The following is a 23,368-nucleotide window of genomic DNA, read 5'->3' as shown; positions in this document are numbered from 1 at the left end:
CGGATTCGTTGGTGGTTAGGACAAAAAAACAGTACCAGGGAATGTCTTTTTTCCGCTCTCCTCAAGAAACAACACAACAGTCAATTATACCGACTGAGGATGAAAAAACAGGGTCGAATGAAGCGAATAGCCGTTCTCGGGTCTACGGGTTCGATTGGTACCAGTACTCTCGATGTAATCGCCGCCCATCCACAGGAAATGGAATTGACTGCGATTACCGCACATAACAGCTGGAAGCAACTGGCTGAGCAGTCACAGCAGTTTCTTCCTCGCTGGGCTGTTTTGAGCAACGCCGAACAGGCATCGTCTGTATCGAAGAGTGATTTTGCTGCCGGGACAGAAGTCTTATTTGGAGATGATCAGATAGAACGGGTGGCTTCCTCCGCAGACGTGGATGTCGTCATCTGCGGAATTGTAGGAGCAGCCGGCCTGAAAGGGGCCTGGGCGGCGGTTGAAGCCGGAAAAACAGTCGGAATCGCCAATAAAGAGACTTTAGTTGTTGCCGGGCCACTAATTATGGATCTGGCAGCACGAAGTCAGGCGACACTGCTTCCCGTTGACAGTGAACATAATGCAATTTTCCAGGCGTTGCAGGCGGGTAGTCCGCGGGATGTCAAGCAAGTGATTCTGACAGCCAGCGGTGGACCTTTTCGAGGTTTCAGCCCGGCTGAACTGAAAGATGTGACTCCTGAAAAAGCGTTGGCGCACCCTACCTGGGAGATGGGGCCTAAAATCACGATCGATTCAGCCACGATGATGAATAAGGCTTTAGAGATTATCGAAGCAAAATGGTTATTCAACCTGACTTCCGACCAGATTTCTGTCGTCGTTCATCCCCAGTCCATTGTGCATTCCATGGTAGAATTTGTGGACGGTTCGGTCATCGCCCAGCTCTCCCCACCCGATATGAGGCTTCCCATTCAGTACGCACTTACGTATCCTGATAGAAAAGCAGGTCTGAATACTCCGATGGACTGGAGCCGGTCATTTGAGCTAACCTTCGAACCACCTGACCTGGAAGCGTTCCCCGCGTTGCGTCTTGGATACGAAGTCGCAGAGCAGGGGGGGACGTGCGGTGCGGTATTAAACGCAGCTAATGAAGCTGCTGTAGAACGATTTTTGTCAGGTGAATTGCGTTTCTGCGATATCGCGACTTCCTGTCAACAAATATTAGAATCACATCAATTCGATCCCAATCCAAGTCTGGAAGAACTGTTTCTACTGGATGACTGGGCTCGCAAGGAGATAAAACAGTGGAAGTAGTGCTGACCAGTTTATTGTTAGGAACACTTACAGGAAAAATTGCCAACATTGCCATGGTCGCTCTCGGGCTGGGGCTGGTGATTTTTTTCCACGAATTGGGGCACTTCGCTGTCGCTAAGTGGTGTAATGTCAAAGTCGAGCGTTTCAGTATCGGCTTCGGTCCGATCATCTACAGTTTCAAATACGGTGAAACGGAGTATGCGCTGTCGATTATTCCTTTTGGTGGTTACGTAAAGATGCTGGGGCAGGACGATGTTGATCCGAGCCAGTTAAGCAGCGAAGAAATTGCTCTCGATCCCCGCTCTTATTCAGCCAAACCCGTTTATCAGAGAATGGGAATTATCTCTGCGGGTGTGATCATGAATATCATTACCGGCATGCTGTTTTTCGCATTTGCATTTCGACTGGGTGTTGCATCGACGCCATGTATTGTGGGGACTGCAGTGCCAGGAATGCCTGCGTGGGAGTCTGGCATTCAACCGGGCGATGTGATTCACAAAATCAATGGTAACGAGACGACGTCCTTTATGGATATTATTCGCAGCTCTGCCTTCAGTGATGGGGATATCATGATGGAAGGGACCCATCTGAACGGCGAAAAATTTGAGGTCAAAGTGACGCCGGATCAGACAGGTACCCGGCCGCAAATTGGACTGCTGCCGGCGCAGAGTCTGCAGATTCCCGTTTACCAGGATCCCAATGAGCGGATCACCAGTAAAGGGACTGCTGCCGCCAGTGCAGAGCCTCGCTTTTTACCAGGCGATACGATCAAAACCATCGATGGGCAAAAGATAGAAAATTACGCACAACTACAGCGGACCTACGCAGCAAAAAGCAGCGAGACTTTAAAGACAGGCGTCGTTCGTGAAGGAACACCCGATACAGAGGTTGTCGAGATTGAGGTGAAGAACAATCCGTTTCGAACCCTGGGACTGTGGATGGAGATTGGCCCGATCGAATCGATTCAGAAAGGGTCTCCTGCCGATCGAGCAGGATTGAAAGTCGGCGATAAGATTACACATATCGATGGTCAGGATGTGGGCAAGGCATTGAATCCTCTGCGACTCCCCAATTATTTCTCGGGTCGTGCGGGCGAAACCATTCCGATTGTGGTTAATCGCAAGCAGGATGGTGCACAGCCGACAGAGGTCAATCTGAATGTCGTTCCTCTCGATAATCCCGCCTGGCTGGAACATCCTGTTTTTTCCAATACTCCACTGGCAGTGGGGTCACTGGGAATCGCCTTTCACCTGATTCCTACGGTACTTAAAGTAGAAGAAGAAAGTCCGGCTGCGAAAGCAGGGATTAAACCGAACGCTTTGATTAAGAAGATCAAAATTCTTTATCCGGAAAATGAGACCGCAGCCGACTGGGCTCCGATCCCGGAAGTTACGTACGAATTTGATGATAAAAACAAGAACTGGGCGAATGCATTCTGGGAGATGCAGGTCCGTCCCGGTTGGCCTGTCGAACTTACATTCAGTCAGGATGGTAAGATCGTCGAGAAAAAAATCAATCCGTGGGTCAATCCAAAACAGGAACCTGATGAACAATGGTCGTTGCCTGTTCGGGGCATCCGCTTGCAGTCACTGCGTGAAATTCAGCAGGCTGAAAGTATGGGGCAGGCGCTGGGAATGGGAGTGCAGTACACAACCAATTCCGCCAAGGACATCTATCTGACTTTGAGAAGTCTGATTACCGGTCGTGTCTCCCCGATGGAATTAAGTGGACCAGTGACGATTGCCAAAGTCGCTTATGAAGTGGCCCATGATGGCTATGCACAACTGCTGCTGTTTCTGGGTTTTCTGAGTGTGAACCTGGCTGTTTTGAACTTCCTGCCGATTCCCGTTCTGGATGGGGGCCACATGGTATTCCTCTGCTGGGAAGGCATCACCCGCAAACGCCCCAATGAAAAAGTCCTTACGGCTGCCACCTATGTCGGGATGATCTTTGTGCTGGGACTTATGATCTTTGTGCTGTATCTGGATATTTTCCTGCGGGCATTATCTTAATATCATTTCCAGGGTGGCTTTAAAAAATGATTGGGATCGTACTGGGGATCTGGTAAACTGAAAACTGCTCCTGATGTGTACGAGACGTCAGGAGCTGAAGGTCCTGTCGCATTTTGGGAGCACATCGGAGAACCAAATTATGACTGCAGGTCAATCCCCTCATGGTTCGGGAGATCAGGCAGCAGCCTGGCTGGCTACAGTATTCACACTCACCGGCGGATTATTCGCCTGTATTTTCGTGGTTGTTACCAGTGGTGAACCGCCAGGCAGACCCATGATGGTCTCTATTGGCGTCATTACCGTATTGTTGTTAACACTCTGGCTGCTGCGCGACAAACCCCCGGAATCCCAGCAGGAAAAGCTCAAGCTGTGGCACTTCTGGAAGAAGCAGGAAGCAGATCCTTACGAATATAAGCCCCGTCCCCGAAAAAAGAGGTACCATACCGATTATGGTACGAATCAGCCACCGACTCTGGAATCGATCCGGGAGGCGACTGATGAGCAACGGACCTGGGTTCCCTCAATTCGGAATATTCAAGAAACTTCGGAGGGTTCTCAGTCTGATCGTGCTGAATAAACTCAGCGAGTAAGCAGAGTTTATCGGTATCGGGAGAACAGACCACGGCGACGTGCCTGACGTGAGGGATCATTGTCGGGAGTATTGCTCTGCCTGTACTGTGGCTGTTGATTGTACTGGGCAGATTTTTGCTGCTGCAGAAACTGCTTGGAGTAACCGATGATCTGATCCGAGGGTTCTGGTTTCTCAAAGTCTTTGTACTTAGCCAGCTCTTCCAGGTATTTTGCATACTCAGGTCGAGTGCGTTCACGGTAAATGACCAGTGAGTCAATCGCGTGATACATGCCACCCGGTTCCAATGGCTGACTTTTATATTCAATCAGATCGGTCGCGATGCGGTAAACAGCACTGCGAACCCACTGCTCATCCAGGCGATCCTGAGGCAATGCTTCCATGATGAACTCCAGTGTGTGTCCGGTTGTTGAAACGCGTTTATTGACGTCACTGGCGTATTCCGGGCCTTCAAAATATTTTGAAGAAAATGAGCCATCCCGGTTCTGCATTGAGCGGGCGTATTCTACATACTGACGAACCCGCATGCTGGCCTCCAGCCAGGTTCCCCGCAGTTGTTTCTGGTCTTTGAGGTAGCAGTTGACAGCACTGGCCGTCGCAAACAAACCGTGGGTTCCACCGCAAGCCGATTTGGTCGGTTCAGACTGCATTTGTACCCGTACCAGTTTCTCCATACTCCACTCTTCCTGCCGATCGCTCATCCATTCTGTATCCCAGGGGAGATAGCGGGAAAATGCCCATAGGGTCCAGGTGATCTCTTCGTTAGTATTTACTTCCGCCTTGGCATTGCTGATCATATCAGCGATTGTGATCGTTTTATCGCCAGTTTTAAATTCGTGATCGGTGGGGATTCCAGCCATGGCGTAAAAGGCGAGAAACTGATTCGGGTGTCCTTCAAACGCATAGGGCTCAGTAAAAGGATGTCCCTTACCGCCATGGGGAGTGGTAATGAACCACGGGCGTCCACGGAAACTGGGGCCGGTTGAAACCCAGTCAATGGCGCGAATGCGTTTGTTATTCTGGTAAAGCGAGTATTCCCAGCGAAGCGCGAGAATCCCATGTGCAATCTGCCAGGGGGTGTGGACATTGGTGGAAAGCATTCTGCGGTGAGAGACTTCAATTGCTTCATCTACCAGCTTATCCAGTGGGTCTATAATTTCTGGAACCGGAGGGGCTTTCGGTCCCTCTGGTTTTTTCATTTGAGGTGAAGCCTTGCTGGCGATACCCGGAAATGGTTTAGGTTCCGGCACGGAGCCAGCTTTTTTTCCTGAAGCATCATCAGCCAGAAGTTCCGGTTTCTGGGCTTCGACACTGAATTCCGGTTTGCGGGCGACCAGCGGGACATGCATGTCTTCCGGAGTCGATGTAACCTGTCTGATTCCATTTGAAGGCTCTTTTAGATCAGGAACCAGCAACTGAGGTCCAGAGGCCCCCTGAAGATCACAGGCTATCTGCGTAATTGTCGTGAATACAATTAAAGTCGAACATTTAATCCAAAGGTGAGTTTGCATCCTTGAATTCATTGCTGTGTGCTTTCCAAATCTACTGTTTGTATTCTAAACAAGTCAGGAAATATCCGTGAGGCTGGGAAATTCCATGAATACTTCAGGGTGAAATCTCGGTTTGATGTCAGGGAACAATTTCGCTTAACAGCGGTGCTGAAAAATGAACTTTCGTTAGCTGTTTTAAGTCTGAGGTCGGTAAATGACTATGAAATTGTTATCAGTGAGCTCAATCGGATTTTGGACAATAGATATTAATTGAGAGAGTTAATTCATATCCGAAGGAGTCAGCGTTCGTTTATATTGATATCTGGAGATACATGAATTATCGGTAGATGTAATTCGATCTGTTGACTGGGGTTTGAGAGAAAGCGGATTCTCCTCCCACTTTGTTAAATATCGAGTACCAGTTACGTAAAATGGTGTATGTATTTTTGATTCGGTTCTAATTATGATGCTTTGAGTTGAAATACTTATTCTCCGATTCCGGAAATTTCGCACGTATTGCACTAAGGGATTTCTGCAAATTTCCGAATTGAATTCTTTTTGAGTAAAGTCAAACCCGCCCGATTCTGCAGATAACAGCACTCGGAAGTTTTTAAGTAATAGATGGTGTGATACGTACAGCTGGCGGCGAATCTTAATCCTGAACCAAATGGAACCATAGATAGACTCTGAACCATGCAACTGATGTTAGAGATTTCCTCAAGTTCGCACTTGTGGGTTCTGGAGGTGTTTACTGCCCTCTGGTGTTTCGTAATGGGTTCTGTGATCGGCAGTTTTCTGAATGTAGTCATTTACCGGATGCCGCTGGGGTTAAATATTTCAAAACCCAAATCCCGCTGTCCTGTCTGTGAAACACCGATCCAGACGCGAGACAATCTTCCCATTCTGGGCTGGCTTCTGTTAAGAGGTAAATGTCGCACCTGTCAGGCACCCATTTCGGTACGGTATCCGATCGTCGAGGCGCTGACAGGATTATTCTTTCTCCTCTTATATATAGTGCTGGTCCATTCCGGAGGACAGTTTCTTCCCTATCGGACACCCAACCAATTTGGGGGCAGCTATCAGATCCTGGAAGGTCGGACCTGGGATCTGATTGCCCTGGATGTTTATTACAGTTATCTGTTTATCGTTCTTCTGGCATCTGCCTACATACAATATGATGGTCAGGTGATCCCCCGCCGACTGTTAATCTGGTGTTTTGTCATTGGTCTGGGGGCAGGCGCAGTCATTCCCGAATTACATCCGGTTCCGGCAATGATTTCTGCCCAGTCTGAATTATTAAAATCAGAGACACTTCTTAATGAACTTTACAATTACGGAACACTGCATGTCGGGATTGAAGTAGAAACGCTCAAGACGCTTGTCTGGGGCCTGATATATGGAGTCATCACAGGGGTGCTCTTCTGCTGGCCGGTCTTATTCAAGCCAGAATCGGTCAGTCCATTAGCCCCCCGAACCATGTGGCTGTTCGTTCTGGCAGGTATCTATCTGGGCTGGCAGCAGGTCGTGACACTGGGCTTTCTGGCGGCTTTCAGTCTGTTCTGCTTTGAGCTGTCATCATTGAGAAATAAACATTTACTATTGCGATTACCGGCATCAGCTTTTATTGTAGCTATACTTACGTCACTGTTGTTGTTTGGTAAATATATGATAGTTCTTCCCTTTCATATGAGTTACCTGAGCTATCTGCTGATAACAGGTATACAGGTCGTTGCAATCTCTGTACTGACTGGTGTGTCACAGTCGATTCATCTTAAACGCATATCTCAAAGTAAAAACACAGGACCAGATTTCAATTGAAGAATCCAGATCCATCTCGTTCTGAACTCGCATTGCCTGATGTTATCATGAAAGCGCTTGAAGGCGGAGACTGTATTCAACTGCTGTTATGTAAACCGATAGACAAACAGGTTTCCGCTTTTAGAAAAGTGACTGTGAGGCCTCTGGTTATCAAAGGAAAACCACACTATCAGTTTGCCCTCCTGCGCGGCCGGCAGGAAGTCCATGAGAATCTGCTGCGAGAGGAAAGCGTTCTACGAATTATAGAACTCTGGACGGCGCATTTTCGCGAGGGGTATCTCTTTACTCAACACGCTGATTATCATTTTCGCAAAACAAAGCAGGGCACTATTTCCATGAAGAAACATGCCCCGACGAAAGCATTGGAAAAGGAATCGGAGACGCACAACCGGAAGAAACAGTATCTGATACCTGAAGGAGTCCCCTGTGCTTTTCTGGAAGCCATTGGTGTGATGACTGACTCGGGTAAAGTAAAGTCAGCGCAATACCACAAGTTTCGGCAGATCAACCGGTATATGGAATTCATTAATGATATCGTGCCCTCACTGTCGGGAAGTGGAGAGCTCAATATCGTCGATTTTGGTTGCGGCAAGAGTTATCTTACTTTTGCGACTTATTATTTATTCACCGAAATCCTGAAGCGTCGAGTCAACATCACTGGGCTCGACCTAAAACAGTCTGTGGTAACCCACTGCCAGAAGATTGCTGATGATTTGCAATACGATGGTCTTAATTTCGAAACGGGAGATATTTCCCGCTTTCAATCGGGGTCCAGGAAATGTGATCTTTCCATTTCACTACATGCCTGCGATACTGCCACTGATGCTGCGATTGCGGCAGCCGTGTGTGCAGATACGGATGTAATCATGGCTGTTCCCTGTTGTCAGCATGAGATTTTTCAGCAGATCAGCAGTCTATCCCAGTCAGGTTTACTGAAACATGGAATTCTGAAAGAGAAAACTGCTTCCCTGGTAACGGATGCTTTGCGGGCTCTGATGCTGGAAATTTGTGGTTATCGCACCCAGGTTATCGAATTCATTGAGACAGAGCATACCCCCAAAAACCTGTTGATACGAGCTGTCAAAAGACAACCCCGACTGCCCATGAGGGAAGTGCGTGAATTAATACGACAGTTCCAGTCGTTAAAAGATCAGTATGGTATTGATACATTTTATCTCGAACAGGCATTAGGGGAGCACATTCAAAAAATAAGCCAGATGCCTGGGCATGTAATGACAGGGATTGATGGATAGATTCAATGATGTCTGAGGAATCAGAAACAAAATCAAAACGAATCCGAATCCAGTCTGGGGTGATGCTGTTTGTCTGTATTACGCTGGTCTCTGCCTTTCTGATTTACTGGATCCAGAGCCATCAGCAGCAGCCGTCTGTTTATTCAACTGGTCACATGAATGCAGTTCCTGCCATGGATGAGAACTCATCCCTATCTGCGGTTGATTCGGAAACGGCAGATTTACAGCCAGATCCTGTTTCGTCTGCCTCATCACCGGATCTAATTCTGACTCAGACGACTACTCGAAAACCTTTGTTACCTGACCTGAAGACAGTGGAGGAAGGTGAACTGGAATCAACCAGTTGGCAAAACCCTTTTTACAACCTGTTCTGGAAAAGTCAGGGCTGGCAGTTTACAGAGGAGGGCATGGAGTCTGCAGCAGATCAGGTTTCGGTAGCCACTTTTAACAGGCCTTACCAGAAAATCAGCGTCAGTTTTCGTGTGCAGGTTGAGCAGAAATTTCCTGACTTTGAACTGCAGTTACTGACGAGGCATCCAGATTTTCCAGACCAGGTTCTCGTTTCCAGCGTAATCCATTTTCAAAATGATGCTGTCAGTATTTCGGAAACAGCTAAAAATGCCAGCCAGGAACTGAAACGGATCGAGCTGGATTTAACCCGCGCGGAACCGGAATCGGTACCTGTACGCCTGGTAGGAACCGGGAACCGTTTTGTGCTCAGTATTGGCAGGCGCAGGGTGCTCACCTGTGCCCAACCTGCTTTGCAGTCGGGAAAAGAATGTTTTCTCTGCTTTCTTACCAATCGTGAGCGCGTCAAACTGACATCCCTGCGGATAGAAGGTGAGTGATCAGTAGCGATTCCTGCTGAAAACAGGAAATTCGTCGCGTGAAATCAAAGCTGTCCCTCCAACAAAAACTTGCAATCTGCCAATTCTGCTGGTACCCTGAATAAAGGGCTGTTGTCGGCTCTGTGATCTATCTTCCGGCCAAAGTGATCTCAGGCTTGTTATGAAGATGTTGCAGCGAGGCGCTACAATAGACTCAGTGAATAAACGACCTGCCTGCTTCTCCAGCGATCCCGCATCCTGATTCGTATTCCTGATTTGGAACGGATTTGATCCAGTATCACAGAAACGCGGTTTACCTTCATACTTCGGGTTTTTCCATGCGGAATTTGTTAAGATATGTGACAGCCGCTGTTTTGAGCACCTGGGTCCTCGTACATTCCGGATGGGCTGCAGACAAAAAAGTAGATATTAATTTTGAAAAACAGATTCGGCCTCTCTTTAAGCAGTATTGTTATGACTGCCATTCCCAGGATGCGGAAGAATCGGGTCTGCGTCTTGATTATGGAGCCAGCATTCTAAAAGGGGGAGACCGGGGACCGGCTGTCGTTCCCGGCAAAAAGAACGAAAGCCCGCTGTTTCAGAGCCTCACGGGACAGGGCAAAATTCCCCGGATGCCGCATGACCTGCCTCCTTTGAAACCGGCGGAGATCAAACTGATTGGAGCGTGGATTGAGCAGGGGGGGCACATTCCAGAGTCCGAATCAGTGCTGAAGCAGACGCGAGTCTCTTCGGATCACTGGGCATTTCAACCCGTACAGCGTCCTGCTGTACCCGCTGCACCAGAGCAGACCTGGATTAGAAATCCCATCGATACCTTTATTCTCAAACAACTGACTCAAAACAAACTGACTCCTGCAGCAGAAGCGGACCGGAATACACTGATCCGCAGGTTAAGCCTGGATTTAACAGGTCTGCCTCCCACAGTCGAACAGGTACAGAAGTTTGTATCTGATACCGAACCGGGGGCTTATGACCGGCTCGTGGATCGATTGCTGGCATCTCCTCATTATGGAGAACGCTGGGCCAGACACTGGCTCGATGTGGCCCGCTATGCGGATTCGAATGGTTTTACGATTGATGGACCGCGTTCGATCTGGAAATATCGGGACTGGGTTATCGAAGCTATCAACGATAATATGCCTTTTGATCAGTTTGTCACAGAACAGATTGCCGGAGACCTGCTTCCCCAGCCGACGACCGAGCAGTTAATTGCTACCGGATTTCATCGCAATACACTGATCAACCAGGAAGGGGGAACGAACCCTGAGCAGTTTCGTGTTGAGGCCGTTGTGGACCGTGTGAATACAACAGGTGCCGCCTTTCTGGGCCTGACCGTTGGTTGTGCCCAGTGTCATAAGCATAAATACGATCCACTGACGCAGCGCGATTTTTATCAGCTGTATGCCATCTTCAACAGTACGGCTGATATTAACAGTGCGCCACCCACCCTGGCATTGCCTACTGAAAAACAGAAAACCAGACAGGACGAACTCAAGCAGCAGATTGCAGCTATCACAAAGCAATTGACCGAGCAGGAAAAGATGCTCGCTCCAGAAATCGAATCGTGGAAAGCGTCGATCCAGCAAAACTTGAAAGATGCCGAGCAACAGTGGATGATTCTTAAAGCTCAAGAGGTGACTTCGGAAAACGGCGCGATCATTACCGTGTTGGCCGACCAGTCTTTACTGGTCGGCGGTAAAATCCCCAATAACGATATCTATCATGTGGAAACCGAAAATATCCCACCAGGGACGAAGGGATTGAGACTGGAAGTACTCACCCATGAAAGTCTGCCCAAAATGGGACCTGGCTGGGCGGGAAACGGGAATTTTGTGCTGGACGAAGTGATCGTCGAAGTCGCAAAAAAAACTGGAGATCAATGGACTGATTTTGAACCTGTAAAACTGGTACAGGCTACGGCAGATCATTCACAGAGTAAATTTCCGGCACAAAATCTAATTGACGGTGATCTTAAAACTGGATGGGCCATCAATGGGGCTAAGGGAAAGATGAATGTCAATCGCAGGGTCCTGTTTTCGTTGAAAGCACCCTTACAGCATTCCGAGCCGATGAAATTGCGGGTGACTTTATCACAGACTCGCAATGCGAAATACAATGTGGGGCGTTTTCGGCTGTCTGCGACGATCGTCGATCCTGAAATATTCAATGTCGATCCTGCCGTGCTTGCTATTTTGAAACTACCAGAAGAAAAATGGGATACAAAACAGAAAACCGCAATCCATCAGGCGTTTTACAAGTCGAATACTCAATGGGCTGATCTGAATCAGCGACTGACGAAACAGAAAGCAGCACAGGCCAAACTCACAAAAGACATAGTCACAACGATGGTCATGAAGGAGCTTCCGAAGCCGCGCGAAACGTTCATTCTGCTGAGAGGGAATTTTCTGGCACCTGGAGCACCAGTCAAACCGGATGTGCCCGCTGTCTTGCCTCCTTTTCCTGAGGATGTGAAACAGCCGACACGCCTGGATTTTGCCCGCTGGCTCACCAGTCCGGAACAGCCTCTGACAGCGCGAGTGACCGTCAACCGCTACTGGCAGCGTTTTTTTGGCAGGGGCATTGTAGAGACCGAAAATGATTTTGGTACTCAAGGCACTCTGCCAACTCATCCCCAACTGCTAGACTGGCTGGCATCGGAATTCATGCGACTGGACTGGGATGTGAAACAGCTTCATAAGCTGATTGTGACATCTGCGACCTATCGACAAGCATCTGATTTCAGGCCGGAGTACCAGGAGCAGGATCCCCGTAATCTGCTTCTCTCACGACAGAACCGTTATCGAATGGAAGCCGAGTCCATTCGCGATCTGTTTCTGGCCAGTAGTGGATTGCTGACGCGGACCATTGGGGGGCCAAGTGTCTATCCACCTCAACCGGAGGGGATTTATGTTCTGACACAGAATAAAAAAAGCTGGCCTGAAGAGCAGGGGGCCAATCGTTTTCGCCGAGGCATGTATACTTACTTCTGGCGTTCGAGTCCCTACCCGATGCTTCCGACTTTCGATGCACCTAACAGTAATACAACGTGTACCCGCCGTGTTCGTTCAAATACGCCGTTGCAGGCTTTAACGCTGGCGAATGACCAGTCTCTGTTTGAGTTGATTCAGGGTTTCGCGTTACGGATTCTGCAGGAGGGCCCTGATTATGATGAGGGGCGTTTGAGAGAGGCTTTCCAAATCTGTCTGTCCCGGACGCCGGCAGATCGAGAACTGAGAGTATTGACACAATACCTGAATGAACAGAGAACCTGGTTCAATAAGTCACCACATCTGGCAAAGCAGGTTGCTGCCAGCGATTTGCCCAAAGAGATCGAGGTAGCCGAAGCTGCCAGCTGGACCGCCGTCGCACGCGTGCTGATGAATCTGGATGAATTTATCACACGGGAATAACAACTTCTTCGCTATGAATGTTTCTTACTTATAATAGAAACCTTCAGGGAGAGACAAATGAGATTTCATGATTTGGGTTTACAGGATCTGACACGACGCCATTTTTTTGAAAACTGCGCCGTGGGAGCTGGGGCCATAGGTCTGGCAACTCTGATGCAGTCGGAACAACAGACTCACGCTGCGACGTCCGCTCTCGGTAAAACTCATCATCCTCCCAAAGCTAAAAATGTCATTTACATGTTTATGGCGGGAGGGCCCAGCCAGCTGGAAATGTTTGACTTTAAGCCTAAGCTGCAGGAGCTGGAAGGCCAGGTGATTCCGGAGTCTTATGTCGAAGGCAAACAGTTCGCATTTCTGAAAAAAGATGCAAAGCTGCTGGGTACACGACGCAAATTCAGAAAACATGGCGAATCGGGTACTGAACTTTCCGATGTGGTACCGCATTTGGCGAGTATTGCAGATGATATCACCGTTCTGAAGAGTATGAAAACGGATGTGTTCAATCATGGGCCCGCTAAACTGTTTATGAATACCGGGACTCAACAGTTTGGACGCCCCAGTATGGGAGCCTGGGTGACCTACGGCATCGGCAGCGAATCACAGAACCTGCCTGGCTTTGTCGTACTGCAGTCCGGTCCCCGCGGTCCGCGTGGTGGTGCTCCGTTATGGGGCAGTGGTTTTCTGCCTACGACTTACCAGGGAGTGCCTTTTTTGAATGGTGCCGACCCGATTCTCAATTTATCGAATCCTTCAGGGATTGATGCAAAACGACAGTCGGAATTTATTGAGACAGTCAATCAATTGAATGCGCTGCGGCTGGAGAAAACAAGGGATCCTGAGATTTCGACACGCATCTCTGCGTATGAAATGGCATATCGGATGCAGTCCAGTGCACCAGAGTTAATGGATCTCTCGGGTGAGACAAAAGAGACACTGGACTTATATGGTGTTGACCCGGCAACTCCCTCTTATGCGCGTAACTGTTTACTGGCGCGCAGGTTAATAGAAAAAGGGTGCCGCTTTGTTCAACTTTATCATACCGACTGGGACCATCATGGGAATAAAGGCACAGACCTGGAAGAATCACTGGATGCCCGCTGTCTGGAGACGGACCGCGCATCGGCAGCGTTGGTGAAAGACCTGAAGCAGCGTGGTCTGTTAGAAGATACACTGGTGATCTGGGGAGGCGAATTCGGCAGGACCCCTCAGGGAGAACCGCGAGATCTGATCGGACGAGATCACCATATTGATGCCTTCAGTATGTGGGTTGCAGGAGGAGGTTCTCAGCCTGGTGTCACAATAGGAGAAACTGACGAACTGGGATATTACTCAGTGAACGACACAATTCATGTCCGCGATTTTCATGCGACGGTCTTACATCTGCTGGGGATTGATCATCATGAGCTTTCCTATTTTTACCAAGGTCTCGATTTCCGCTTGACGGGAGTCGAAGAAGCGCATCTGGTGAAGAAAATGCTGGCTTGAAATGAGGGGTTCGGCTTAAGCGAACAAAAACTTGAGTGAAATATGAAGAAATCCTCTGGACAGAATTTGCAGATTCCATTATCACTCGCCTCTCTCTCACACATCTCAAAAACTTAACAAATCTCTTCACTACCTTTCTGTCATTTCTACGTCTTAATTCCCCATTAACCTGTAATCACGGAGGCATGGATGCCACCGGAGTCCAATACCGGTCTATCCGGATCGATCATGCGCAACACCGGGCTGATTTTCCCACTAGTCATAGTGAGTTCAGTCCTGGTAATCATTGCGCCATTGCCTCCGTTCGTGATGGACTTTCTGTTGTCCTGCAATATCACCGTTTCTGTAGTGATTTTGATGACAACGATTTATGTTAAACGGCCGCTGGAATTCAGCGTGTTTCCTGCAATTCTGTTGGGAACAACACTGGCACGGCTCGTACTTAACGTGGCATCAACCCGTTTGATTTTAACACGTGGTGCCGCCGATGGGACGGCTGCCGCCGGAGGGGTCATTGAAGCCTTCGGTCACTTTGTCGCCGGGGGTCAGCTGGTTGTAGGACTGATCATCTTTGTCATCCTGGTTACGATTCAGTTTATGGTGATTACCAAAGGTGCGACCCGAATCAGTGAGGTCGCTGCCCGTTTCGCTTTAGACAGTATGCCCGGTAAGCAGATGGCCATCGACGCCGATTTAAATGCAGGGTTAATCAGTTCAGACGAAGCCAAAACCCGCCGCAGTGAAATAACAGAGCAGGCTGACTTCTATGGTTCCATGGATGGTGCCAGCAAGTTTGTTCGTGGCGATTCGATTGCCAGTATCATCATCACCCTGATCAATGTCGTTGGGGGCTTGTATGTCGGGATGGTCGACCATGGCATGGAACTCTCAAAAGCAGCCACTGTATTTACAACACTAACGATTGGCGACGGACTGGTCACACAGGTTCCTGGCTTCCTGATTTCTCTGGCAGCAGGGTTAATTGTCACTCGAACTTCAGTCGACAGTAATTTGCCAGGCGATGTCGTCAAGCAGTTTTCAGGGCATCCTGAAGCTCTGTTTCTGGCTGCCACCTTTCTGTTTGCTTTGGCTTTTACCGGGTTGCCCGCTGGACCGATGCTGGCCTTGGCCATCGGATGTGTCGTAACAGGTATGATGCGAAGAAAAGGTCTCCAGGTTGCTGAGGTAAAGAAACAAAAAGCAGAAACACAACAGCAGACACAAAGTCAGCCTGAACCCAAACCGGAAGACCATCTGTTTGTCGATCCCCTGGAACTGGAACTGGGAGTCGGACTGTTAAGACTGGCTGATCCTGCGACTGGTGGTGATCTCCTTGACCGTGTGACTCGCATCCGACACAAGATTGCTCAGGAGCTGGGAATTATTCTTCCCAAAGTACGTATTCGCGACAATATTCGACTGGGACAGCGCGACTACCAGATTAAGATCCGCGATGTCGCTGTCGCCTGGGGCGGAATCTATCCCGATGGCTTACTGGCCATTGATACGGGCGCGACGAATGGTGATATTCCGGGCATCGATACTGTAGAACCCGCATTCGGGCGTCCTGCCAAGTGGATTGAACTGGGGCAGAAAGAACGTGCGGAACTGATGGGTTATAACGTAGTAGAACCTTCGGCTGTCGTCATCACTCACTTGACGGAAGTGGTCCGCGAACACAGCAGTGAACTGCTGACACGGGAACAGGTCCATGGCCTGATTGAAAATCTGAAAGAGTCGTCACCCAAAGTCGTTGAAGAACTGATTCCCGATGTATTGAAGATCTCCCAGGTACAACATGTGCTTTCCAATCTGCTCCGCGAGCGGGTGCCGATTCGCGATCTGGAAACCATTCTGCAATCATTAGGCGATTATGCAGATCGCACCAAGGAGCCCATGATTCTGACAGAGTATGTTCGCAACGGTCTGGCGCGTGCCATCTGTCAGCAGTACCGGGATAACAAGCGACTGTTAAGAGTCGTCACGCTTGATCCGGAACTGGAAGACGTGCTGATGTCAGGTATAGATTACAATGAGCATGGTCTGGTCATTAAGCTGGCACCCCAGACGGGAGAAATCATTACACAGGCCATCGCAGATCAGATCGAACCACTGGTCGAAGCAGGTGGGCATCCCATTGTATTATGCAATCCCCAGATCAGGGCCGGTTTGAAACAGATTACCTCTCCCATGATTCCCCGGTTAATTGTACTGAGTCTAAATGAAATTACCCGTGATACTGATGTGGAAGCGATCGGACAGATTTCAGCCAGTCGGTTGAAAAAAGAGGTTGCGGCAGGAGCTGCATAAACTGTTTTCCTGATGACCAGTATTCATTACCTATAAATAAAAACGATCTCAACGGAATAAAATAGAGGAAACATCAAATATGTCAGATGTTCGAACATTTAAAGCAGCTTCGATGCAGGAAGCACTGACGCTGGTAAGGGAAGAGATGGGCAGTGATGCCGTCATCCTGCAGACGCGCCAGATTCCGGGGCGTAAAAGCCTGTTGCCCTGGTCGAGAACCCAGGAAGCATATGAAATCACAGCAGGACTGGGTATTGAAACACAGACACCAGCCGCATTGCAGAATAAAAAACGTTCCACCAGTGCAGGCTCAGTATTAAGGCACCGGGCATCAAACCTGCAATCGGACAATCGTCGTCGCGAAACAGTCTCTCCGTCCGTGTCAGCACATCAGGAAACATTACCAGTCCGACGCGAAACGACTCCTCGTCGAGAATCAACATACTCCCCGTCGCCGGAACAACCACGATTCCGCCAGCGCTTCGAAGAAGCAGCACCTCGCGAACTCCCCCCCACACAGAAACAGTTTGATCCGACAGAAGAATTTACCGAGAAACTGAACGCGATTCAGGAGATGCTGGAATCACTGGATCGCCGTACCCGCTCCCATCGATCTACTGACGTGCCTTCAGAACTGTTTCATATTTATACCGATCTGATCGATGCAGAGGTGGATGAACGTATTGCCCACGATCTGATTGCCAGACTGAAAGAGCATGCGAGTCCCGAGCAACTGAAAGACTCTGCTGCCAGCAAATCGCTGCTCGCCGCATTGATTGAATCTCAGATAGCCTGTTCCGTACCAATTCGTCCCGTTCCCGGGCATCGTAAAGTGGTCGCACTGGTAGGGCCAACAGGAGTGGGCAAAACGACAACCATTGCAAAACTGGCAGCTAATTTCCGACTGCGTGATAATATTAAAATGGGACTGGTCACCGTTGACACCTATCGGATTGCCGCCGTCGAACAGCTGCGGACCTATGCTGAAATAATTGATCTGCCCATGAAGGTCGTCAGCACACCGAAAGAAATGCAGCAGGCTCTCGACGAGATGGTCGGACTGGATCTGGTGCTGATTGATACCGCCGGTCGCAGTCCCAGTGATGATCTGAAAATTCAGGAACTCGAGCGCCTGTTCCGTGAAGTACCCATTGATGAAGTTTCACTGGTCATGAGTATGACTTCCAGCGTAAAAACACTTGAAGCGATCGCGCAACGATTCCAGGTGGCCCGTCCGACTTCCATGATTCTGACCAAGTTGGACGAAGCTCCTGTGATGGGCAGTCTGTTGACCTTAAGTCAAAATGTAAAACTGCCTGTGCGATATCTGACAACCGGTCAGGATGTTCCTGATGATATCGAACCCGCCAATGCCGCCCGGATGGCGCGACTGATACTGGGTGAGGATCAGCTGCGTTAAAAAGTCGTATTACATCATTCGTTCTAACAATACATAATCGCGTTGATCATTTTCGTTTCAAACGAGATTCAGATAAAAGGAAGTTGCGATGGCTCCAGCCGTCAATGAATGGAACCCGAAGCAGGTGGAAGCAGTTCCTCCTGTCAATCCTCCCGAATCACAGTCTAATGTGGCTTCGCAGGGGGATCAGGCCAGGGTTCTGCGCGGATTGATGGAGCAGAGACGTCCTGGCATTATTGAAAAGAACAAAACCTCCCATTGCAGGACACTGGCAGTCTGTAGTGGAAAAGGAGGCGTCGGAAAGTCGGTGTTGTCATTGAATCTGGCACTGGCTCTGGCACAGTCCGGAGCTTCGGTCTGCCTGATTGATGTCAATCTGGCGCTGGGCAATATTGATTTATTGTGTCGATTAAATGGTTACTGGAATCTTTCACATGTGGTCAGCGGAGCCCGTTCCTTAAAAGAAATTCAACTGGAAGGTCCCCTGGGAGTCAGTGTCATTACTGGCGCCAGCGGACTGACAGATCTGGCAGACTGTTCGGAAGCGGTTCGGAAAGATGTGCTGGGACAGATGCAGGAACTGGAAGCTACTCACGATTATCTGATTCTGGATAATGGAACTGGCATCCACCGCAGCATCAGGCAGTTTGTTACGACGGCCGACGATGTCCTGGTAGTGACGACTCCCGAACCCACGGCCATTGCTGATGCTTATGCGACAATCAAATCACTTTCGACAATACAATCGCTGGAAATTCAGGCTTTGATCAATCAATGTACGTCAGACGATCAGTCTGAAAAGGTCTTCCAGCAACTTAAAAAAACAACGGAACTGTTTTTACACACCGGACTGGCACAAGCCGGTCAGATCCCACATGATATGCATGTCGTTCAATCTGTTTATGATCGGAAACCATTTGTATTAAGCCATCCGCATTGTCCCGCCGCGGAATCTATTTTCCGTCTGGCGCATGACCTGCTGGAACGACACCAGATTGCTGGACAACAAAATAAACAAGAGTCTTACTTTCCGCGACTTTGGCAGCGTTTGCTGGGTGAAGCCGCGTAAACACCCTCAGGCAAATGGATTGAAACCACAGGAAACACTCTCTCATCTCTCTCTCGTTTCCTTTCAATCCCTTACTTGAGTCACGTCACTATTAAATCCCTTGACAATTAATATTTTTCGCAGTTACTGCAGATCCTGGTCTGTGGTCGCGTACTTCAACAGCAGGTATTTTCCAGACTTATGGACATACCTCAAGGATCGAATTACGCATCGGAGAAGATTCAAATGTTAATGTTTAACGGTTAATTAAATTGTAGGAGAAAGGTTAAATTTTCTGGAGCAGGACGCCGATATTAAAGGATAGACGAGCGAAGGTACCTTTGGAGCGAAGTGAATTTTCTCTCGCAATCGTTTTTCAAACTCTATCCGGGAATATTCCGTGGCCCTGCATTATGCATTTCGATTATCGCTAATCGCTTTTGCGACTGAATCAGTAAGAGGAGTGATTTCTCATTCTGATTTCATTGGCGCGACACAATCCGCACTCATAGCAGCCGTCATATTTTTCGGTCTAGGTCTGTTGTTCGGAGAAGTTGCTACTCGTGTTGTTGAAGAATCAGCACGAGCAAGTTTTGAAAAATGGAAAAATAATCTTGCTTAAATATAAAATGTTTTAGCAGTCATCGTTTCATCTTAATCCATATGAAGCGGCTGTATGTTGATCACGGAGGAGTAAATGGCCATCAAAGCCAGTGAAGAAATCGCAGAAATCTGGAAGGTGTTCAAGCAGGATCAATCCAACCAGGCCCTGCGTAATATGCTCATTGAGCAATACGTTCCCCTGGTTCGTTACAATGCAGAACGAGTCTGGGCCAAACTGCCTGAAGGGGTAGATTTGAACGACTTGATTTCGGCTGGTGTATTTGGGCTGATGGATGCAATTAATGCATTCGACCTGGAGCGGGGTGTCAAGTTTGAGACATACTGTGTGCCCCGTATTCGTGGAGCCATGCTGGATGAGCTGCGCACGATGGACTGGGTACCACGCCTGGTTCGCAGTAAAGCCAGCAAGCTGGAAGCAGCCCGAAAAGCGGCCGAAGCGGAATTTGGTCGCCCCCCGGCAGACGAAGAAATTGCCCGGAAAATGCAATTGTCCCGCAAGGAATTTGAAAAGCTCAAAAATGAGGCCAATGCGGTCGGCCTGGTGAGCCTGAATAAAAAATGGTATGAAACAGACAGCTACAAAGATGTCCGGGAAGTGGATATCCTCGAAGATGCCAAAGGGGAAGATCCCACCAAGAGCATTCAGAAACGGGATCTGATGCGTCTGGTAACCAAAGGTCTGAACCGGAATGAGCGCCTGATTATCATCCTGTATTATTATGAAGAACTGACTATGAAAGAGATTGGCAGCACGCTGGGGCTGTCAGAATCTCGTGTCAGCCAGATGCATTCGAGCATCGTTAACCGCCTGAAGGAACAGTTGGGACGACGTCGCCCTGAATTCGCCTAAAGCTTCGTTTCGTGATCATACTACAGAAAAGGCCTCCATTATTGATGGGGGCCTTTTTTTATGATCTGCTCACGATTCCCGCCAGGCAATTTGAAAAAACATGCCAGTTCTCGACCCGGATGCTCGAAATCTGAACCGGATTCGCTTTAGAATAAACGTCACAGGGAACATCAGTTCCCGAAGAGTGATCCCAGATCACAATTGATTTACTTACTTCAGACAGACAATCGGGGTTACGGTTCATTCATGGATGTTTCACAAGTTGAAGATTATTACCAGCGATCAATGACTGAAGTGGGTAAAGTGCTCATGGGGCAGGAAGACCTGGTAGAGGGGGTGCTGGTCGCTTTATTTTGTGAAGGGAATGTTTTAATCGAAGGCGTTCCTGGCCTGGGTAAGACGCTGCTGGTCAATACGCTCAGTCATGTGCTTTCCAGTGAGTTTCGGCGGATCCAGTTTACTCCTGACCTGATGCCCTCTGATATTACCGGCCACTCTGTGTATGACATGCATGAGCAGAAATTCACCTTCAATCAGGGCCCGTTGTTTACAAACCTGCTACTGGCAGATGAAGTCAACCGGGCGCCAGCCAAGACGCAGTCTGCGTTACTGGAAGCAATGCAGGAACGACAGGTGTCTGTTGACGGAAAAACCTATCCGCTGCAGAGACCGTTTCTCACGATCGCAACGCAGAACCCTCTGGAACAGGAAGGGACTTATCCGCTCCCGGAAGCACAACTGGACCGCTTCATGTTCAAGTTACTGGTCGACTATCCGACACAAGATCAGGAGAATGCGATCCTGGATCTGTATGCTGCCGGGAAAGACAACCGGGATCTGAGCACTTTTGGAATTCAACCTGTGCTGAACACGGAAACCATCCTGTCGATTCAGCAGCGTGCGGCAGAAATTATTGTTGAACCTTCCATCATTCAATATATTACATCCATCGTATCGCGGACCCGTAGCTGGCATACCATTGAAGTCGGGGCGAGTCCCCGGGCGAGTGTCAATCTACTGATCAGTACACGGGTTCTGGCCGCCTGTCAGGGGCGTGATTTTGTTGTCCCCGATGATGTGAAAGAGTTGTCACTTCCCATTCTGCGTCATCGGATTCGATTGCATCCGGAAGCGGAAATTGAAGGCATGAAAGTGGACGAAGTCATTCGGGATATCCTGGAAAGCGTTGAGGCTCCCCGCAAATGATGCCCCGCCTCTCGCTGTTGTATCTGTTCGCGGCGGCCATGCTTCCCTTTGCGCTGGGAACGATCTGGCCGGAAGTGGGGCAGGCTGGTGTTTTAGTCTGTCTACTGGTATTTCTGTTCTCACTGGTTGATCTGGTGCTGACACCCTCGCTGCTTACAATCGAAGTACATCGGGAAGTGAACGATGTCTTGAGTGTCGGCGCTTCGAACAGTGTTAAGCTCTGGTTTAATAACCGTGGCTCAGTCCCACTTAAGATTCATGTGCATGATGAACCACCCATGCCCTGTCATTATACAGATCTTCCGTTTGATATCCAACTCTTTCCCAATAAGCATCAATTCAGCATCTACCATGTTGAGCCACACCATCGCGGGAAAAACCGTTTTCGCCGCGTGTTTTTACAGATGAAAAGTCGGTTCGGGCTTTGGACCATATACGACGAACGGGACATTCGCCAGGAAATAAAGATCTATCCCGACATTCAATCGGTGCGCGGGGTGGAACTGCTGGCGCGTCGCAATCGTCTGGCCGAGGCGGGAATCAAACTGTCGCGTCTACGGGGGCGGGGAACTGATTTTGACCGACTGCGTGAATATCGACGGGGAGACGAATTTCGCAGCATTGACTGGAAAGCCACGTCGCGTCATCAGGAATTGATCAGTCGGGAATACGTGGTCGAGAAAAATCAGAACATCATATTTCTTCTCGACTGTGGTCGTTCGATGTGTAATGCCGACGAAGGTGTCACCCACTTTGACCGTGCGTTGAATGCTGCGATTCTGTTGAGCTATGTCGCACTCAGGCAGGGGGATACCGTTTCTCTGATGGCCTGTTCGAACAAGGTGGAATGCTGGGTCCCCCCCATCCGCGGTGCCAGTTCGATTCAGAAGCTGATTCGTCAGGTATATGACCTGACACCGATTTATGAGGCTTCCGATTACCAGCTGATGTCCGAACAACTGCAACTGCGCTATCGTAAACGCTCGCTGGTCGTTGTACTGACACATGCGCTGGATGAAGTTCATCTGGAATACTTGGGAAACGCCTTGCGGATGATGCGCTGGCCGCATCTGGTATTGTCTGCGTTTTTACGAAACGTTCCCCTTGAAAATCGAATGAATTCAATCCCGGAGACGGACCGGGAAGCATTTCAGATCGCCGCCGCGGCTGAGATCGTTTCTTCCCAGGCGACTCAAATTGCCGCATTGCAGAAATCAGGGTTGCTCGTGCTCGATACGCTGCCTGAAAACCTGTCGGTCAACCTCATCAGTCGCTATCTGGATATCAAAGCACGGCAGTTGCTCTGATCTCAGTAAATAATACTGCCACTGACTCATCCATTTGCTTCTGACTGCGCACAGGGTTATAGTCATACTCATACCCATACGTACATCCTCCACTTAAAACCTGGATATTCACAACAGGGATTCTCCTGATGCGGTTTTCAATTCTTTTCGTTGCCACCTGTTTATTGCTTAACTCCGCGATTCTGATTCAGGCAGGATACGCGGCTGAACCCTCAGAAATAACAGAAACACAGGCAATACAAATTATCCGGTCCCTGGGCGGCAGATTCGGATATGCCAAATCAGGATCAAAAAAGAAAATAGACTCAGTTTCTTTTACCAATAACAAGATTACTGACACCCAGATCAAGTTCATCAATCATCTGAAAGACATACGCAAACTCGGATTTTACAATGTCAAAATTTCGGGGAGCGGGTTGCAGTCATTGACCAATT

16 protein-coding genes are annotated in these 23,368 nt (G+C 48.9%); 15 read left to right on the top strand and 1 reads right to left on the bottom strand.

The annotated features are described in order from the left end of the window. Nucleotides 1–117: 117 nt before the first annotated feature. The 3 genes from GmarT_RS24765 (at nucleotide 118) to GmarT_RS24755 (ending at nucleotide 3,852) form a co-directional block, all read left to right on the top strand. Nucleotides 118–1,263: a 1-deoxy-D-xylulose-5-phosphate reductoisomerase gene (locus GmarT_RS24765; protein ID WP_149303384.1), complete on the top strand. Its 1,146-nt coding sequence runs from the start codon at nucleotides 118–120 to the stop codon at nucleotides 1,261–1,263. After that, nucleotides 1,254–3,275, top strand: coding sequence for a site-2 protease family protein (locus GmarT_RS24760; RefSeq protein WP_149303382.1), 2,022 nt, complete (start codon nucleotides 1,254–1,256; stop codon nucleotides 3,273–3,275). Before GmarT_RS24765 ends, GmarT_RS24760 begins: the two co-directional genes overlap by 10 nt. Nucleotides 3,276–3,414: 139 nt before the next feature. Continuing rightward, nucleotides 3,415–3,852 carry a hypothetical protein gene (locus tag GmarT_RS24755; protein ID WP_002647049.1) on the top strand — a complete coding sequence of 146 codons (438 nt, stop codon included), beginning with the start codon at nucleotides 3,415–3,417 and terminating at the stop codon, nucleotides 3,850–3,852. Between the two features lie 20 nt (nucleotides 3,853–3,872). Here GmarT_RS24755 and GmarT_RS24750 read toward each other — a convergent pair whose 3' ends face one another. After that, entirely contained in the window at nucleotides 3,873–5,375 is a 1,503-nt protein-coding gene (locus tag GmarT_RS24750; protein ID WP_149303380.1) for a hypothetical protein, read from the bottom strand. Nucleotides 5,376–6,125: 750 nt separating this feature from the next. Between GmarT_RS24750 and GmarT_RS24745 the strand changes: the two genes are divergently transcribed. The 12 genes from GmarT_RS24745 to GmarT_RS24690 all read left to right on the top strand — a co-directional run bounded on the left by GmarT_RS24745 (nucleotide 6,126) and on the right by GmarT_RS24690 (nucleotide 22,933). Next, on the top strand, nucleotides 6,126–7,172 hold the full coding sequence (locus GmarT_RS24745) for an A24 family peptidase (protein WP_002647052.1): 1,047 nt from the start codon (nucleotides 6,126–6,128) through the stop codon (nucleotides 7,170–7,172). 47 nt (nucleotides 7,173–7,219) lie between these two features. Beyond that, on the top strand, nucleotides 7,220–8,425 hold the full coding sequence (locus GmarT_RS24740) for a class I SAM-dependent methyltransferase (protein WP_044238504.1): 1,206 nt from the start codon (nucleotides 7,220–7,222) through the stop codon (nucleotides 8,423–8,425). A gap of 5 nt (nucleotides 8,426–8,430) precedes the next feature. After that, a complete protein-coding gene (locus tag GmarT_RS24735; protein ID WP_044238440.1) occupies nucleotides 8,431–9,273 on the top strand; it encodes a hypothetical protein in 843 nt (280 codons plus the stop codon). Between the two features lie 317 nt (nucleotides 9,274–9,590). Beyond that, nucleotides 9,591–12,683, top strand: coding sequence for a PSD1 and planctomycete cytochrome C domain-containing protein (locus tag GmarT_RS24730; protein ID WP_002647055.1), 3,093 nt, complete (start codon nucleotides 9,591–9,593; stop codon nucleotides 12,681–12,683). Nucleotides 12,684–12,740: 57 nt separating this feature from the next. Next, nucleotides 12,741–14,168, top strand: a complete 1,428-nt coding sequence (locus GmarT_RS24725; RefSeq protein WP_002647056.1) for a DUF1501 domain-containing protein — start codon at nucleotides 12,741–12,743, stop codon at nucleotides 14,166–14,168. A 189-nt stretch (nucleotides 14,169–14,357) separates the two neighbouring features. Continuing rightward, nucleotides 14,358–16,478, top strand: coding sequence for a flagellar biosynthesis protein FlhA (gene flhA / locus GmarT_RS24720; RefSeq protein ID WP_197994223.1), 2,121 nt, complete (start codon nucleotides 14,358–14,360; stop codon nucleotides 16,476–16,478). Nucleotides 16,479–16,557: 79 nt separating this feature from the next. Then, nucleotides 16,558–17,898 carry a flagellar biosynthesis GTPase FlhF gene (gene flhF / locus GmarT_RS24715; RefSeq protein WP_002647058.1) on the top strand — a complete coding sequence of 447 codons (1,341 nt, stop codon included), beginning with the start codon at nucleotides 16,558–16,560 and terminating at the stop codon, nucleotides 17,896–17,898. Between the two features lie 88 nt (nucleotides 17,899–17,986). Beyond that, a complete protein-coding gene (locus tag GmarT_RS24710) occupies nucleotides 17,987–18,967 on the top strand; it encodes a P-loop NTPase (RefSeq protein WP_002647059.1) in 981 nt (326 codons plus the stop codon). Between the two features lie 379 nt (nucleotides 18,968–19,346). Beyond that, on the top strand, nucleotides 19,347–19,568 hold the full coding sequence (locus GmarT_RS24705; protein ID WP_149303378.1) for a hypothetical protein: 222 nt from the start codon (nucleotides 19,347–19,349) through the stop codon (nucleotides 19,566–19,568). Between the two features lie 75 nt (nucleotides 19,569–19,643). Then, nucleotides 19,644–20,420: a FliA/WhiG family RNA polymerase sigma factor gene (locus GmarT_RS24700; protein ID WP_002647060.1), complete on the top strand. Its 777-nt coding sequence runs from the start codon at nucleotides 19,644–19,646 to the stop codon at nucleotides 20,418–20,420. Between the two features lie 246 nt (nucleotides 20,421–20,666). Then, complete coding sequence (locus GmarT_RS24695) at nucleotides 20,667–21,626, top strand: AAA family ATPase (protein WP_044238449.1); 960 nt, start codon at nucleotides 20,667–20,669, stop codon at nucleotides 21,624–21,626. Beyond that, the gene (locus GmarT_RS24690) at nucleotides 21,623–22,933 is read left to right on the top strand and encodes a DUF58 domain-containing protein (protein ID WP_002647063.1); all 1,311 of its coding nucleotides are present in this window, start codon (nucleotides 21,623–21,625) and stop codon (nucleotides 22,931–22,933) included. The genes GmarT_RS24695 and GmarT_RS24690 overlap by 4 nt, the downstream gene beginning before the upstream one ends. Nucleotides 22,934–23,368 lie beyond the last annotated feature (435 nt).

It is taken from the genome of Gimesia maris (assembly GCF_008298035.1).
Lineage (GTDB): Bacteria > Planctomycetota > Planctomycetia > Planctomycetales > Planctomycetaceae > Gimesia > Gimesia maris.
Note: the sequence above shows the minus strand (reverse complement) of the source record. Positions and strands in the feature narration are given on the sequence as shown.

What these genes read in the sequence shown, in the direction of transcription:
- GmarT_RS24690 (WP_002647063.1), top strand. Translation starts at nt 21,623, where the DNA reads ATGATGCCCCGCCTCTCGCTGTTGTATCTGTTCGCGGCGGCCATGCTT.
- GmarT_RS24750 (WP_149303380.1), bottom strand. Translation starts at nt 5,375, where the DNA reads ATGCAAACTCACCTTTGGATTAAATGTTCGACTTTAATTGTATTCACG.
- GmarT_RS24745 (WP_002647052.1), top strand. Translation starts at nt 6,126, where the DNA reads ATGGGTTCTGTGATCGGCAGTTTTCTGAATGTAGTCATTTACCGGATG.
- GmarT_RS24740 (WP_044238504.1), top strand. Translation starts at nt 7,220, where the DNA reads ATGAAAGCGCTTGAAGGCGGAGACTGTATTCAACTGCTGTTATGTAAA.
- GmarT_RS24700 (WP_002647060.1), top strand. Translation starts at nt 19,644, where the DNA reads ATGGCCATCAAAGCCAGTGAAGAAATCGCAGAAATCTGGAAGGTGTTC.
- GmarT_RS24730 (WP_002647055.1), top strand. Translation starts at nt 9,591, where the DNA reads ATGCGGAATTTGTTAAGATATGTGACAGCCGCTGTTTTGAGCACCTGG.
- GmarT_RS24710 (WP_002647059.1), top strand. Translation starts at nt 17,987, where the DNA reads ATGGCTCCAGCCGTCAATGAATGGAACCCGAAGCAGGTGGAAGCAGTT.
- GmarT_RS24695 (WP_044238449.1), top strand. Translation starts at nt 20,667, where the DNA reads ATGGATGTTTCACAAGTTGAAGATTATTACCAGCGATCAATGACTGAA.
- GmarT_RS24755 (WP_002647049.1), top strand. Translation starts at nt 3,415, where the DNA reads ATGACTGCAGGTCAATCCCCTCATGGTTCGGGAGATCAGGCAGCAGCC.
- GmarT_RS24725 (WP_002647056.1), top strand. Translation starts at nt 12,741, where the DNA reads ATGAGATTTCATGATTTGGGTTTACAGGATCTGACACGACGCCATTTT.
- flhA (WP_197994223.1), top strand. Translation starts at nt 14,358, where the DNA reads ATGCCACCGGAGTCCAATACCGGTCTATCCGGATCGATCATGCGCAAC.
- GmarT_RS24735 (WP_044238440.1), top strand. Translation starts at nt 8,431, where the DNA reads ATGATGTCTGAGGAATCAGAAACAAAATCAAAACGAATCCGAATCCAG.
- flhF (WP_002647058.1), top strand. Translation starts at nt 16,558, where the DNA reads ATGTCAGATGTTCGAACATTTAAAGCAGCTTCGATGCAGGAAGCACTG.
- GmarT_RS24765 (WP_149303384.1), top strand. Translation starts at nt 118, where the DNA reads ATGAAGCGAATAGCCGTTCTCGGGTCTACGGGTTCGATTGGTACCAGT.